The 14,235-nt window shown below is 70.9% G+C and carries 9 protein-coding genes; 4 read left to right on the top strand and 5 right to left on the bottom strand.

The window, feature by feature from the left end:
* Positions 1–31 precede the first annotated feature (31 nt).
* Positions 32–1,168: a molecular chaperone DnaJ gene (dnaJ, locus tag OHA05_RS11650; RefSeq protein WP_313946382.1), complete on the bottom strand. Its 1,137-nt coding sequence runs from the start codon at positions 1,166–1,168 to the stop codon at positions 32–34.
* On the bottom strand, positions 1,169–2,194 hold the full coding sequence (gene hrcA / locus OHA05_RS11655; RefSeq protein WP_313949018.1) for a heat-inducible transcriptional repressor HrcA: 1,026 nt from the start codon (positions 2,192–2,194) through the stop codon (positions 1,169–1,171).
* 163 nt (positions 2,195–2,357) lie between these two features.
* On the opposite strand from hrcA, the gene OHA05_RS11660 reads away from it, so the two are divergent.
* Positions 2,358–3,080 (top strand): MBL fold metallo-hydrolase, encoded by a 723-nt coding sequence (locus OHA05_RS11660; RefSeq protein WP_313946381.1) that lies wholly within the window; start codon positions 2,358–2,360, stop codon positions 3,078–3,080.
* Between the two features lie 9 nt (positions 3,081–3,089).
* Positions 3,090–3,899, top strand: a complete 810-nt coding sequence (locus OHA05_RS11665; protein ID WP_328860523.1) for a DUF3097 domain-containing protein — start codon at positions 3,090–3,092, stop codon at positions 3,897–3,899.
* Positions 3,900–3,939: 40 nt separating this feature from the next.
* Here OHA05_RS11665 and hemW read toward each other — a convergent pair whose 3' ends face one another.
* Entirely contained in the window at positions 3,940–5,181 is a 1,242-nt protein-coding gene (gene hemW, locus OHA05_RS11670) for a radical SAM family heme chaperone HemW (protein WP_328860524.1), read from the bottom strand.
* Positions 5,182–5,280: 99 nt separating this feature from the next.
* Positions 5,281–7,245, bottom strand: coding sequence for an ATP-binding SpoIIE family protein phosphatase (locus OHA05_RS11675; RefSeq protein ID WP_328860525.1), 1,965 nt, complete (start codon positions 7,243–7,245; stop codon positions 5,281–5,283).
* A 230-nt stretch (positions 7,246–7,475) separates the two neighbouring features.
* On the opposite strand from OHA05_RS11675, the gene OHA05_RS11680 reads away from it, so the two are divergent.
* Complete coding sequence (locus OHA05_RS11680) at positions 7,476–11,597, top strand: HAMP domain-containing protein (RefSeq protein WP_328863367.1); 4,122 nt, start codon at positions 7,476–7,478, stop codon at positions 11,595–11,597.
* Between the two features lie 10 nt (positions 11,598–11,607).
* Positions 11,608–12,189: a response regulator gene (locus OHA05_RS11685; protein WP_328860526.1), complete on the top strand. Its 582-nt coding sequence runs from the start codon at positions 11,608–11,610 to the stop codon at positions 12,187–12,189.
* Between the two features lie 119 nt (positions 12,190–12,308).
* Here the strand turns inward: OHA05_RS11685 and OHA05_RS11690 are convergent, their stop codons facing one another.
* Positions 12,309–14,198, bottom strand: coding sequence for an AMP-dependent synthetase/ligase (locus OHA05_RS11690; protein ID WP_313946376.1), 1,890 nt, complete (start codon positions 14,196–14,198; stop codon positions 12,309–12,311).
* Positions 14,199–14,235 lie beyond the last annotated feature (37 nt).

Consider the following 14,235-nt stretch of genomic DNA (forward strand, 5'->3'; position numbering starts at 1 on the left):
GCGGCCCCGGATACCGGGGCCGCGGCCGGTTCTACCGTCCGTTGAACGCGTCCTTCAGGCGCGAGAACAGCCCTTGCTGCCCTGGCTGGAACTGGCCGGTCGGCCGCTCCTCGCCGCGCAGCTTCGCCAGCTCCCGCAGCACCCGCTCCTGCTCCGGGTCCAGCTTCGAGGGCGTCATCACCTCGACGTGCACGATCAGGTCGCCCCGACCGCCACCGCGCAGGTGTGTGATGCCGCGGCCGTGCAGCGGGATCGACTGTCCGGACTGCGTGCCCGGGCGGATGTCGACCTCCTCCATGCCGTCGAGCGTCTCCAGCGGCACCTTGGTGCCGAGGGCCGCCGCCGTCATCGGAATGGTGACCGTGCAGTGCAGGTCGTCGCCACGCCGCTGGAAGACGCCGTGGGCCAGCTCGTGGATCTCCACGTACAGGTCGCCGGCGGGGCCGCCGCCGGGGCCGACCTCGCCCTCGCCCGCGAGCTGGATGCGGGTGCCGTTGTCGACACCGGCGGGGATCTTCACGGTCAGCGTGCGGCGCGAGCGGACCCGGCCGTCTCCGGCGCACTCCGGGCACGGGGTCGGGACGACGGTCCCGAAGCCCTGGCACTGGGGGCACGGCCGGGACGTCATGACCTGGCCCAGGAACGAACGCGTGACCTGCGAGACCTCACCGCGACCGCGGCACATGTCACATGTCTGCGCCGAGGTGCCCGGCGCCGCGCCCTCGCCCGAACACGTCGTACAGACGACGGCCGTGTCGACCTGGATGTCCTTCGTCGTGCCGAAGGCCGCCTCGTTGAGGTCGATCTCCAGCCGGATCATCGCGTCCTGGCCGCGCCGCGTACGCGACCTCGGCCCCCGCTGCGACGCCGTCCCGAAGAAGGCGTCCATGATGTCCGAGAAGTTCCCGAAGCCACCGGCGCCGAAGCCTCCCGCGCCACCGCCGCCCGCCTGGGACAGCGGGTCGCCGCCGAGGTCGTAGACCTGCTTCTTCTGCGGATCCGAGAGGACCTCGTAGGCCGCGTTGATCTCCTTGAAGCGCTCCTGCGTCTTCGGGTCCGGATTCACATCCGGGTGGAGTTCACGCGCAAGCCGGCGGAAGGCCTTCTTGATCTCGTCCTGGGATGCGTCTCGGCGCACGCCGAGTACGGCGTAGTAGTCCGTGGCCACTTACGACTCCGCCAGGATCTGTCCGACGTAACGTGCCACTGCGCGTACCGCTCCCATCGTTCCGGGGTAGTCCATGCGGGTCGGTCCGACCACGCCGAGTTTGGCAACTGCCTCGTCGCCCGAACCGTAGCCGACCGAGACGACGGACGTGGAGTTGAGGCCCTCATGGGCGTTCTCGTGACCGATCCGTACGGTCATGCCCATCCCGCCCGACTCCTTGGCCTCGCCGAGCAGCTTGAGCAGCACGACGTGCTCCTCCAGCGCCTCCAGCACCGGCCGGATCGTGAGCGGGAAGTCGTGTCCGAAGCGGGTCAGATTGGCGGTGCCGCCGATCATCAGCCGCTCCTCGGTCTCCTCGACCAGGGTCTCGAGCAGGGTGGACAGCACCGTCGTGACGGTGCCGCGGTCCTCCGGCTCGAAGGATTCCGCCAGGTCCTGCACCAGCTGCGGCACATCCGCGAAACGGCGCCCGACGACCCGGCTGTTGAGCCGGGCCCGCAGGTCCGCGAGCGAGGTGTCGCCGAAGGGCGCGGGGCAGTCGATCATCCGCTGCTCGACCCGGCCGGTGTCCGTGATCAGCACGAGCATCAGCCGGGCGGGCGCCAGGGAGAGGAGCTCGACGTGCCGGACGGTGGACCGGGTCAGCGACGGGTACTGCACGACGGCGACCTGCCGGGTCAGCTGCGCGAGCAGCCGCACCGTACGGCCCACGACGTCGTCGAGGTCGACGGCCCCGTCCAGGAAGTTCTGGATGGCGCGGCGCTCCGGCGACGACAGGGGCTTGACCCCGGCCAGCTTGTCGACGAAGAGCCGGTACCCCTTGTCCGTCGGGATACGGCCGGCGCTGGTGTGCGGCTGGGCGATGAAGCCCTCGTCCTCCAGCACCGCCATGTCGTTCCGGACCGTGGCCGGCGAGACGCCGAGATTGTGACGCTCCGTGAGCGCCTTGGAACCCACAGGTTCCTCGGTGCCGACATAGTCCTGGACGATCGCGCGCAGCACCTCGAGTCTGCGTTCACTGAGCACCGCGCACACCTCCAGCTCTGGTTCCTCGGTGGCTGCTTGGCACTCCCCGGGTCCGAGTGCCAGCAATCCCCGTGCCAGTGTACGGCCGTGGGGTACGGCTCTAGCAAGGCGGCCGACCAGGCTACCGCGCGCCTTTGCTGGTCGTTGCCAGTAGCGTCGCGTTATGGACGTCCGTTGGGAAGACTTCGGCTGGGAGCAACTGGCCGACGGGGTCGGGCGGCGCAGGATGCCCGTCTGGGACGCGACCGTGGGGCTGGTCGCCGGTGACGAGGCCGTCCTGCTGTTCGACACGGGGTCCACGCTGCGTGAGGGCGTGGAGCTGCGCACCCAGGCGGAGGCGCTGCTGGGCGGCCGCCGAGTGACGCATGTCGCACTGAGTCATCCCCACTTCGACCATGTTCTGGGGACGGCCGCCTTCTCCGCGGTGGAGGTCTTCGGCGCGGTCGCCGTCGATGTCGTCCTGCGCCGGGACCGCGACGAACTCCGGGCCGACGCCGTACGGCACGGCGTGGCGCCGGACGATGCCGCCGAGGCGACCGATCTGCTGGTCGCGCCGCAGCACGTGGTCACCGGTGAACGGACACTGGACCTCGGCGGACGCCAGGTGCTGCTGGCCAATGTGGGCCCCGGGCACACGGGCCACGATCTGGCGCTCCTCGTGCCGGGCGACCGGGAGGTCGTGTTCTGCGGCGATCTGGTGGAGGAGTCCGGGGAGCCGCAGGCGGGTCCGGACGCGATGCCCTCGCGCTGGCCGGCGGCCCTGGACCGGCTGCTCGCGCTCGGCGGAGAGGACGCGCTGTACGTCCCCGGGCACGGCGCGGTGGTGGACGCGGCGTTCGTCCGCGCACAGCGTGACGTGCTGGCGGAGCGCTTCGGGGTGCCGTAGCGTCGCCGAATGCGCAGCTACAGCCCCGATCTGACGCCCCCTTGGAAGAAGCCCTCCGCCGTGCCGGAGGTCCCCGCCGACCGGGATCTGGTCGTGGAGGAGGTCACCACCGGCTTCTGCGGCGCGGTGACCGGCTGCGAGGCCGGGACGGTGACCCTGGAGGACCGCTTCGGCAAGCACCGGGTCTTCCCGCTGACCGCACGGGGCTTTCTGCTGGAGGGCCGGGTGGTGACGCTGGTCCGGCCCGGCGCGGGCGCACCGGCCGCACCGGCGCGTACGGCCTCGGGTTCCGTCGCCGTGCCCGGCGCCCGGGCCAGGGTGGCGCGGGCGGGCCGCATCTACGTCGAGGGCCGCCACGACGCCGAGCTCGTGGAACGGGTCTGGGGCGACGACCTGCGCATCGAGGGGGTGGTGGTCGAGTACCTGGAGGGTGTCGACGACCTGCCCGCGATCGTCGCCGACTTCGCGCCCGGGCCCGACGCCTGCCTCGGTGTCCTGGTCGACCATCTGGTCCCGGGGTCCAAGGAGTCCCGTATCGCCGCGTCGGTCACGGACCCGCACGTGCTCGTGGTGGGCCATCCGTACATCGACATCTGGGAGGCGGTGAAGCCGTCGTCGGTGGGGATCCCGGCATGGCCCGTCGTCCCGCGGGGCCAGGACTGGAAGACGGGTGTGTGCCGCGCGCTGGGCTGGCCGCCGAACACCGGCGCCGCCTGGCAGCACATCCTGTCCCGGGTGCGGTCCTACCGTGACCTCCAGCCGGAGCTGCTGGGCCGGGTCGAGGAGCTGATCGACTTCGTGACGCTGCCGCCGGAGTGAGCGGCGTGGCCCTCCGAGGGGGCAGCGGGGCGGCGGCGGGTCAGTCCACCAGGTCCCGGACGACTCCGTCCGCGAGCAGCCTTCCCCGCAGCGTCAGCACGGCCGAGCCCGCCTCGTAGGCCGCGGGCTCCAGCAGCCCGTCCGCCAGGGCCCTGCCCGCCGCCGCCAGCCCCGCCGGCTTCAGCAGCGACAGCGGCACGCCGTCCCTCAGCCGCAGCTCCAGCAGGATCCGCTCGACGCGCCGGTCCTCCGCCGACAGGAGTTCGCGGCCCGCTCCGGGCGAGCGCCCCTCGGCCAGCGCCGCCGCGTACGCGCCCGGGTGCTTCACGTTCCACCAGCGCACCCCGCCCACATGGCTGTGCGCTCCGGGGCCCGCGCCCCACCAGTCGGCGCCGCGCCAGTACAGCTCGTTGTGCAGACAGCGGCCTGCGTCGGAGGTGGCCCAGTTGGAGACCTCGTACCAGGAGAAGCCCGCCTCGGACAGCACGGAGTCCGCGATGAGATAGCGGTCCGCGTGCACGTCGTCGTCGGTCATGGGCACCTCGCCCCGCCGGATGCGCCGGGCCAGCTGGGTGCCCTCCTCCACGATCAGCGCGTACGCCGAGACATGGTCGGGTCCCGCGCCCACCGCGGCCGCGAGCGACGCGCGCCAGTCGTCGTCGCTCTCGCCGGGGGTGCCGTAGATCAGGTCGAGGTTCACATGGTCGAAGCCGGCGGCGCGGGCCTCCGCGACGCAGGCCTCGGGGCGTCCGGGTGTGTGCGTGCGGTCCAGCACCTTCAGGACGTGCTGCTTGGCGCTCTGCATGCCGAACGAGATCCGGTTGAATCCTCCGGCCCGCAGCTTCTCCAGATACTCCGGACCGACGGACTCGGGGTTCGCCTCGGTGGTGATCTCCGCGTCGTCCGCGAGCCCGAACTCCTCCCGGACGGCGCCCAGCATGGACACCAGGTCGGCGGCGTCCAGCAGCGTCGGCGTACCGCCCCCGACGAACACCGTGCTGACCGGCCGCGGGTCGTCGCCGAGCACCTTGCGGGCGAGGCGCACCTCGTCGGCGAGGGTGGCGGCGTAGTTGTCGCGGGAGGCCAGTACACCGCCCGAACCGCGCAGCTCGGTGGCGGTGTAGGTGTTGAAGTCGCAGTAACCGCAGCGCGTCGCGCAGTACGGCACATGCAGATAGAAGGCGAGCGGCCGGTCACCGGCGCCGTCGAGGGCGGACGCCGGGAGCGCCCCGTCCTCGGGCATGGGCTCACCATCGGGCAGTACGGAAGGCATGCCCCCCATTGTCCGTCACCGGTGCGAAAGCCCGGACCGCGCGCCGGGCGGGGCTCCGGGGGCAGAGGCCGTGCCGTCCCCGGCAGGTCACCGCACCGGAGGCGTACGTCACTGCACCTGGAGCACGAGCAGCGCCAGATCGTCGCCCAGCGGGGTGTCCGAGAAGTCGTGCACGGCCTGCCTGATCCGCTCGCCGACCCCTTGCGCCGTCAGTCCCACGCATCCGGCGAGAGCGGTGGCCAGCCCGTCACCGTCGTCGAACATCCGCGCCCCCGAGCGCCGCTCGGTCACCCCGTCCGTGACGCAGAGCAGCGTGTCACCGGGCTCCAGGTCGAAGGTCTGGCTCTGGTACGCGACGTCCTCCACGACCCCGAGCAGGACCTGCGGCTCGGCGACGGTGTGCACCCTCCCGTCGGGCCGCAGCACCAGCGGCAGCGGATGCCCCGCGCTCGCCAGCGTGCACCGCACGCCCCTGCCGGAGGGCAGCGGCACGACCTCGCCGTACAGCAGGGACAGGAAGCGGGCCTGCGGCCCTTCCGGCACCGTCTGGCCGCCGGCCGCGGCGACGAGCAGCGCGGTCGCCTCCGCCGCTTCCATGGCGTCGTCGAGGAGGAGCCCGTTCAGCCGGTCGAGCACCTCGCCGACCTGGTAGCCCTCACGGGCGAGCAGCCGCAGCCAGGGGCGGGCCAGTCCGGTGACGACGGCCGCCTCGGGGCCGCTGCCCTGGACGTCGCCGAGCATGAAGGACCAGCGGTCGCCGCTGCCGGCCGGGAAAATGTCGTAGAAGTCACCACCGGCGACTCCGTCGTCGCCGGGCTCATAGACGAGGAAGCGGTCCACGCCCGGGATCTGGCCCACCTTGCGGGGCTGGAGGCCGCGCTGGAGGACCTTGCTGATGGTGGCCTGCCGGGTGTACTGGCGGGCGGCGCCGATCGCGAGTGCCACGCGGCGGGCGAAGTCCTCGGTGAGGGCCGTCACGTCGTCGGGGACGCGCGCGAGGCCCTGCCGGGCGAGCAGCAGGGTGCCGAGGCCGCGTCCGCCCGCGACGAGACGGTAGGCGAGTGCGGCGCCCCCGGCCGCGCCCGGCTCGCGCCCGCTCGGCCACGGGATCGGCACCGGTCCGCCGATCGTGCCCTCGGGCAGCATGGGCGGCTCCTCGACGAGCGCCGTGCGCAGCTGCTCGATCCGTGACTCGTCGGCGTGCCAGACGCGGGCGAGCCGCTGCACGGGGGCCGAGGGCCCCTCGCCGCCGACGGCGGGCCGGCCGGGTTCGCCGTCCAGCCAGATCGCGCACCAGTCGGCGAGCCGCGGCACCAGCAGCTGCGCGGCGAGCGCGGCCACCATGTCCTCGTCGAGCTGTCCGGCCAGCAGGTCGGAGGCCTCGGCGAGGAACGAGAGCGCGCCACGTCCGGCCAGGCTCTGGTCCGCGCGGTCGTCGCGGGCGACGGACGCGCGCGGCGAGGGCGCCAGGATCTCGGCGGCCCGCAGACCGCGGTCGATGGCCGGTTCGGCACCGGTCAGCGCAAAGGTGTCCCAGCCGTCGACGGGCAGCCGCGCCCAGACGGTCTTCAGGGCGGAGAGGTAGGTGATGCCCCACCGCTCGGCGAGGGCGGCGACGAGGTGCAGACCGCGTCCGTACTCGGGGGTGCCCGAGCGGTCCGTGACGGCGTGGGGCTCGCTGCTCACGGCCCTGGCGGGGTGGTGGTCGGAGACCTCGATCACCAGGGCGGCGGCCTCTCCGTCGGCCGACGGGTCGAGGCGGCACAGGAGTTCGACGGCGGTGCCCGCGTGCACGACGGCGTTGGTGACGAGTTCACTGACGATCACGACGGCGTCGTCCGCGAGCCGGTCGGTGCTGTGCCCGCCGGGCGGGCAGCCGCCCGCCGCACCCCGGCAGTAGGCGCAGGTGGCCAGGAGACCGAGGGTGGTCCAGTCGGCGAGGGCCGCCCGGACGAATCTGCGGGCGGCCGAGGGGGCATGAGGGTTCCCCGGCAGGCTGGTGCGCGTGACCGACCGCCCGTCATCCCTGAACGGGTAGAACGGAGTTGAGCGGTGGACGGTTTCGCGCTGCATCGGAATGGACCCCACAGTCCGGCTCCCGGTCGGTTCTCACAATGCGCCGCTTCTGACACCGACAGAGTGACAGACTGAGCCTGCCCATAAGCGCCGAGTCACCGAAGTGGGCGGATATGAACAGAGACCTCGTGCCGCCGCCCGCATCCCCGGCCACCCCGCCGCATGCCCGGACGCCGGACGACGGCGGCTGGATCCGGGCGTCGGAACTGCGCCCGCTGCTGGCCGCGATGACGTCGCTGCGCGACGGCGACTTCCGCGTCCGGGTGGCCGAGACGCACGAAGGCATGTCGGCGGAACTGGCCGCGGTGTTCAACCAGATCGCCGTGCGCAATCAGCACTTCGCCGACGAGCTGACACGGGTACGCAGGGAGGTCGTCCGCCACGGGCGGCTCGACGACCGGCTGGCGGCGAGCCCCGGCCAGGGAGCCTGGACCTCGGGTGTGACCTGGACGAACTCCCTGCTGGACGCCCTGGTCGTACCGGCCGCGAACGCCACGCGCGTCCTGGACGCGGTGGCCGGCGGCGATCTCACCCAGCGGGTCGATCTGCACGACGGGAACCGCCAGTTGCGGGGCGATCTGCGCCGGCTGGGCCGCGCGGTCAACAAGATGGTCGACCAGCTGTCGCTGTTCACCGGCGAGGTCACGCGGGTCGCGCGCGAGGTCGGCACCGAGGGCAGACTCGGCGGCCGCGCCAAGGTTCAGGGTCTGTCGGGGAGTTGGCGGGACGTCACGGAGGCCGTCAACGCGATGGCCTCCCGGCTCACCGCACAGGTGCGCGACATCGCCGCGGTGACCACGGCGGTGGCGCGCGGCGACCTGACCCGTACGGTGACCGTCGAGGCGACCGGCGAGCTGCTGGAACTGAAGCTCACCGTGAACACGATGGTCGACCAGCTGTCCGCGTTCGCGGACGAGGTGACCCGCGTGGCGCGCGAGGTCGGCACCGAGGGCCAGTTGGGCGGGCGTGCCCAGGTCCGCGGCGTGTCCGGGGTCTGGAAGGACCTCACGGACAACGTCAACTTCATGGCGTCCAACCTCACCAGCCAGGTCCGCAACATCGCCCAGGTCACCACCGCCGTCGCCAACGGCGATCTCTCCCAGAAGATCACCGTCGACGCCCAGGGCGAGATCCTCGAACTCAAGTCGACCATCAACACCATGGTCGACCAGCTCTCCGCCTTCGCCGACGAGGTCACCCGCGTCGCCCGCGAGGTCGGCACCGAGGGCAACCTCGGCGGCCGCGCCCAGGTCCGCGGGGTTTCCGGGGTCTGGAAGGACCTCACCGAGAACGTCAACTTCATGGCCGACAACCTGACCAGCCAGGTGCGGAACATCGCCCTGGTCTCCACGGCCGTCGCCCAGGGCGATCTGGGCAAGAAGATCACCGTCGAGGCGAAGGGCGAGATCCTCGAACTCAAGTCGACCATCAACACCATGGTCGACCAGCTCTCCGCCTTCGCCGACGAGGTCACCCGCGTCGCCCGCGAGGTCGGCACCGAGGGCAACCTGGGCGGTCAGGCGCAGGTCCGCGGCGTGTCCGGGGTCTGGAAGGACCTCACGGACAACGTCAACTTCATGGCGTCCAACCTCACCAGCCAGGTCCGCAACATCGCCCAGGTCACCACCGCCGTCGCCAACGGCGACCTGTCCAAGAAGATCACCGTCGACGCCCGCGGCGAGATCCTCGAACTCAAGGACACCGTCAACACGATGGTGGACCAGCTGCGGGCGTTCGCCGACGAGGTCACGCGGGTGGCCCGCGAGGTCGGCACGGACGGCAGACTCGGCGGCCGGGCCCAGGTGCTCGGCGTCACCGGGCTGTGGAAGGACCTCACCGACAACGTCAACTACATGGCCGACAACCTCACCTCGCAGGTGCGGAACATCGCCCAGGTGGCGACAGCCGTGGCACAGGGCGACCTGTCGAAGAAGATCGACGTGGACGCCCGCGGCGAGATCCTGGAGCTGAAGACCACCATCAACACCATGGTCGACACGCTCTCCTCGTTCTCCTCCGAGGTGACCCGGGTGGCCCGCGAGGTGGGCTCCGAGGGCCAGTTGGGCGGCCAGGCGCGGGTCGAGGGCGTGTACGGCACCTGGAAGCGCCTGACGACCAATGTGAACGAGCTGGCGCTCAATCTCACCACCCAGGTCCGCGCGATCGCCGAGGTGGCGTCCGCGGTGGCCCAGGGCGACATGTCCCGCTCCATCACCGTGGAGACCCGCGGCGAGGTCTCCGAACTCAAGGACAACATCAACCTGATGGTGTCCAACCTCCGGGAGACCACCCGGGCCAAGGACTGGCTGGAGTCGAACCTCGCCCGTCTGGCGGGTCTGATGCAGGGGCACCGCGACCTGATGGAGGTCGCCGACCTGATCCTGCGCGAACTGACCCCGCTGGTGAACGCCCAGTACGGCGCCTTCTTCCTGGCCGACCCGGACGCCGACGGCACCCCGGCCCGTACCACCTCCACCACCAAGGGCCTGGCCTTCATCGCGGGCTACGGCTCCGCCCAGTCCGCCACCATCGACACCACCGGCATGCCGGGCCACGGCCTGGTGCGGCAGGCGGCCCTGGAGAAGAAGCGCATCCTGCTGGAGGAGGCGCCGCCGGACTACATCAAGATCAACTCAGGGCTGGGCGAGGCGTCCCCGGCCAGCGTCGTCATCATCCCGATCCTCTTCGAGGACAAGCTGCTCGGAGTGATCGAGCTCGCGTCCTTCTCCCGCTTCTCCGACGTCCACCTGGCCTTCTTCGACCAGTTCGTGAACACCATCGGGGTCGCGATCAACACCATCATCGCCAACTCCCGTACGGAGTCGCTCCTCGGCGAGTCCCAGCGCCTGGCCGTCCAGCTCCAGGAGCGCTCCGACGAACTCCAGCGGCAGCAGGCCGAACTGCAGCGCTCCAACGCGGAGCTGGAGGAGAAGGCCGCCCTGCTGGCGACCTCGTCGCAGTACAAGTCGGAGTTCCTGGCCAACATGTCGCACGAACTGCGCACCCCGCTGAACTCCCTGCTCATCCTCGCGCGGCTGCTGTCCGACAACCCGGACGGCCGCCTCTCCGACCAGGAGGTGCAGTTCGCGACGACGATCCACCGCTCGGGCTCCGACCTGCTCCAGCTGATCAACGACATCCTCGACCTGTCCAAGATCGAGGCCGGCCGTATGGACGTCCGGCCGAAGAAGCTCCCGCTGATCAAGCTGCTCGACTATGTGCACGCCACCTTCCGGCCGATCACGCTGGACCGCGGACTGGCCTTCGAGGTCGCGGTCGGCGAGGACGTGCCGCGCGAGATGTACTCCGACGAACAGCGGCTCCAGCAGATCCTGCGGAACCTGCTGTCCAACGCCATCAAGTTCACCTCCTCGGGCCGCGTGGAACTGCGCGTCAACCGCATCAAGGACCCCGACCACACCCTGGTCAAGGACGCGGAGGACCTGATCGCCTTCGCCGTCACGGACACCGGCATCGGGATCGCGGCGGAGAAACTCCCGGTGATCTTCGAGGCGTTCCAGCAGGCCGACGGCACCACCAACCGCAAGTACGGCGGCACCGGCCTCGGTCTGTCCATCAGCCGCGAGATCGCGGGGCTCCTCGGCGGTCGCATCATCGCCGAGAGCGAACCGGGCGCGGGCTCCACCTTCACGCTGTACGCGCCCGTGCTCTACCCGGGGCACGTCGCCGCGGAGAACGACGACCTGCGGCAAGGCCACACGGTCCAGGATCTGCGGATGCTGCCGCTGACGGCGCCCGAGCGCCACCACACCGACCATCCGCCGCGTCCGGAGCTGGACGACGGCTGGCCGACGACGACGAAGCTCGAGGAGTGGAAGTCGGGCAGCGCGGGCGCGATCCTGGCGGGCCGCCGGGTGCTGATCGTCGACGACGACATCCGCAATGTCTTCGCCCTCACCCATGTGCTGGGCCGCGTGGGCATGCCCGTGCTGTACGCGGAGAACGGCCGCGAGGGCATCGAGACGCTGGAGCGCAATCCCGACGTCGAACTGGTCCTGATGGACATCATGATGCCCGAGATGGACGGTTACGAGACGATCGAGGCGATCCGGCGCAGCCCGCTGTGGACCGATCTGCCGATCGTGGCGCTGACCGCGAAGGCGATGCCCGGGGACCGCGAGAAGTCCATCGCGCAGGGTGCCAACGAGTACGTACCGAAGCCCGTGGACGTCGACCGGTTGCTGACGGTCGTCTGTGCCCTCCTGGACCCCGAGAGCGAGCCGCCGGCCGGGCCGCCGGTGTCCGCGGGGCCGCCGGAGGGGCATTCCGCTGTACCGGCGCAGCAGGACGGCGAAGGAGAGCCGGCCACTACGCCGACCATCACGTGAGGCAGACACCATGAGCGCACAGGCACCCGCGGATCGCGCGAGCATCCTGCTCGTGGACGACATGGACGACAACCTTGTCGCTCTCGAAGCAGTGCTCGGAGCCCTGAACGAGCCGATGGTGAGGGCCCGTTCCGGGGAGGAGGCGATGAAGGCGCTGCTGCGGCAGCAGTTCGCGGTGATCCTGCTCGATGTCCGGATGCCGGGCATGGACGGATTCGAGACCGCCTCGAACATCAAGCGGCTGGACCAGACGAAAGACGTCCCGATCATTTTCCTGACCGGGGTGGAGGCCGACAGCAGCTACGCCTTCCGCGGATACGCCACGGGGGCCGCGGACTTCATGACGAAGCCGTTCGACCCGTGGGTGCTGCGGGCGAAGGTGAGCGTGTTCCTCGAACTGCACCGTAAGACCCGCCAGTTGGAGCGGATGCTGGCCAAGGAGCAGGAGCAGCTGGAAACGATCGCCGGCCGGCTGAGCGCCATCGAGTCGGAGCTCGGCCGGATCGGGCCGAGCGATGTCCCGGAACTGCGGATCCAGCTGACGCGTATCGAGGAGGGCGTCAGGGAACTGCGTCGCGGGCGGAGCCGATAGGCCCCGCCCGCGACGGCGTCTGCCACGCGGGTGCCGCTCCTCGCGCCGCGGAGTGCCGCGGCGTGGGTGCTCGCCGCGGCGTGTCCGCTGCGCGGGTGCCGCTTACCGCGCCGGGGTTGCTACTTCTCGCGCGACCCGTCGTACATCTCGTCGATCAGGTGCTGGTACTCGCGCTCGACGACCGGCCTCTTGAGCTTGAGGCTGGGCGTGAGCTCTCCGTGCTCGATGTCCAGGTCGCGCGGGAGCAGCCGGAACTTCTTGACCGTCTGCCAGCGCTGGAGCCCCTCGTTGAGGCGCTGCACATAGCCGTCGATCAGCTGCAGGACCTCCGGGGTGGCCACCACCTCGGCGTACGGCTTGCCGCCGAGGCCGTTCTCCTCGGCCCAGCCCAGGATCGTGGGCTCGTCGAGCGCGATCAGAGCGGTGCAGAAGTTCCGGTCCGCGCCGTGCACCAGGATGTTCGAGACGAACGGACAGACGGCCTTGAACTGGCCCTCCACCTCGGCCGGCGCGATGTACTTGCCACCGGAGGTCTTGATCAGGTCCTTCTTGCGGTCCGTGATCCGCAGATAGCCGTCGGCGGACAGCTCGCCGATGTCACCGGTGTGGAACCAGCCGTCGGACTCCAGGACTTCCTCGGTCTTCTCGGGCAGACCGTGGTAGCCCTCCATGATGCCGGGGCCGCGCAGCAGGATCTCGCCGTCGTCGGCGATCCGCACCTCGGTGCCGGGCATCGGCTTGCCGACCGTGCCGGTGCGGTAGGCCTCGCCCGGGTTGACGAAGGACGCGGCGCTCGACTCGGTGAGTCCGTAGCCCTCGAGGATGTGGATGCCGGCGCCCGCGAAGAAGTAGCCGATGTCGGGGGCGAGGGCAGCCGAACCGGAGACGGCGGCGCGCAGCTTTCCGCCGAAGGCTTCCCGCAGCTTGGAGTAGACGAGCGCGTCGGCGACCTTGTGCTTGGCGCCCAGACCGAAGGGCACGGACGCGGAGCCGGTGCGACGGAAGTTGTCCTGCGAGGTCTTGGCGTACTCGCGTGAGACGCCCGCGGCCCACTGGAAGATCTTGTACTTCGCGCCGCCACCGGCGCGGGCCTTGGCCGCGACGCCGTTGTAGACCTTCTCGAAGATGCGCGGGACGGCCGCCATGTAGGTGGGCTGCACCACCGGCAGGTTCTCGATGATCTTGTCGACCCGGCCGTCCACCGCGGTGACGTGGCCGACCTCGATCTGGCCGGAGGTGAGCACCTTGCCGAAGACGTGCGCGAGCGGCAGCCAGAGGTACTGCACGTCCTCCGGGCCGATCAGTCCGGTCGCCGCCATGGCCTTCGCCATGTACGACCAGTTGTCGTGCGGCAGCCGGACACCCTTGGGCCGTCCCGTGGTGCCGGAGGTGTAGATGAGCGTCGCCAGCTGGTCGGCGGTGATCGCCCCGACCCGCTCCTTGACCGCCTGCGGGTGCGTCTCGAGGTACTGCGCGCCGCGCGCCTCGAGGTCGGCGAGCGAGAGCACCCAGCCCTCGGGGTCCGCGGCGTCCGGCTCGACGCCCGTGCTGTCGAACACGACGACATGCTTGAGGCCGGGCAGCTCGGCCCGGCGCTCACGCGCCTTGGCGAGCTGGGATGCGTCTTCCGCGATGAGCACCCTGCTGTCGGAGTCGGAGAGGATGTACGCCGACTCCTCGGCGTTCGTGGACGGATAGACGGTGGTGGTCGCACCGCCCGCGCACATCACGCCGAGGTCGGACAGGATCCATTCGACCCGGGTCGAGGACGCGAGCGCGACCCTGTCCTCGGGCTGCACACCGAGGGCGATCAGGCCGGCGGCGATGGCGTACACCCTGCCGGCGGCCTCGCCCCAGCTCAGCGACTTCCAGTCGTCGGGCCCCTCACCGGTGGCGGAAGGCACCGGGTAGCGGTAGGCCTCGGCGTCCGGCGTGGCCTCCACTCGCTCGGTGAACAGGTTCGCCACCGAGGGCGGTCGGTTCTCGATCAGGGTCTGTGTGTCGCTCACGACGTCCTCCGGGCCTGCGGCAGCACTGCACGACTGG

The sequence above is a fragment of the Streptomyces sp. NBC_00306 genome, assembly GCF_036169555.1.
Lineage (GTDB): Bacteria > Actinomycetota > Actinomycetes > Streptomycetales > Streptomycetaceae > Streptomyces > Streptomyces achmelvichensis.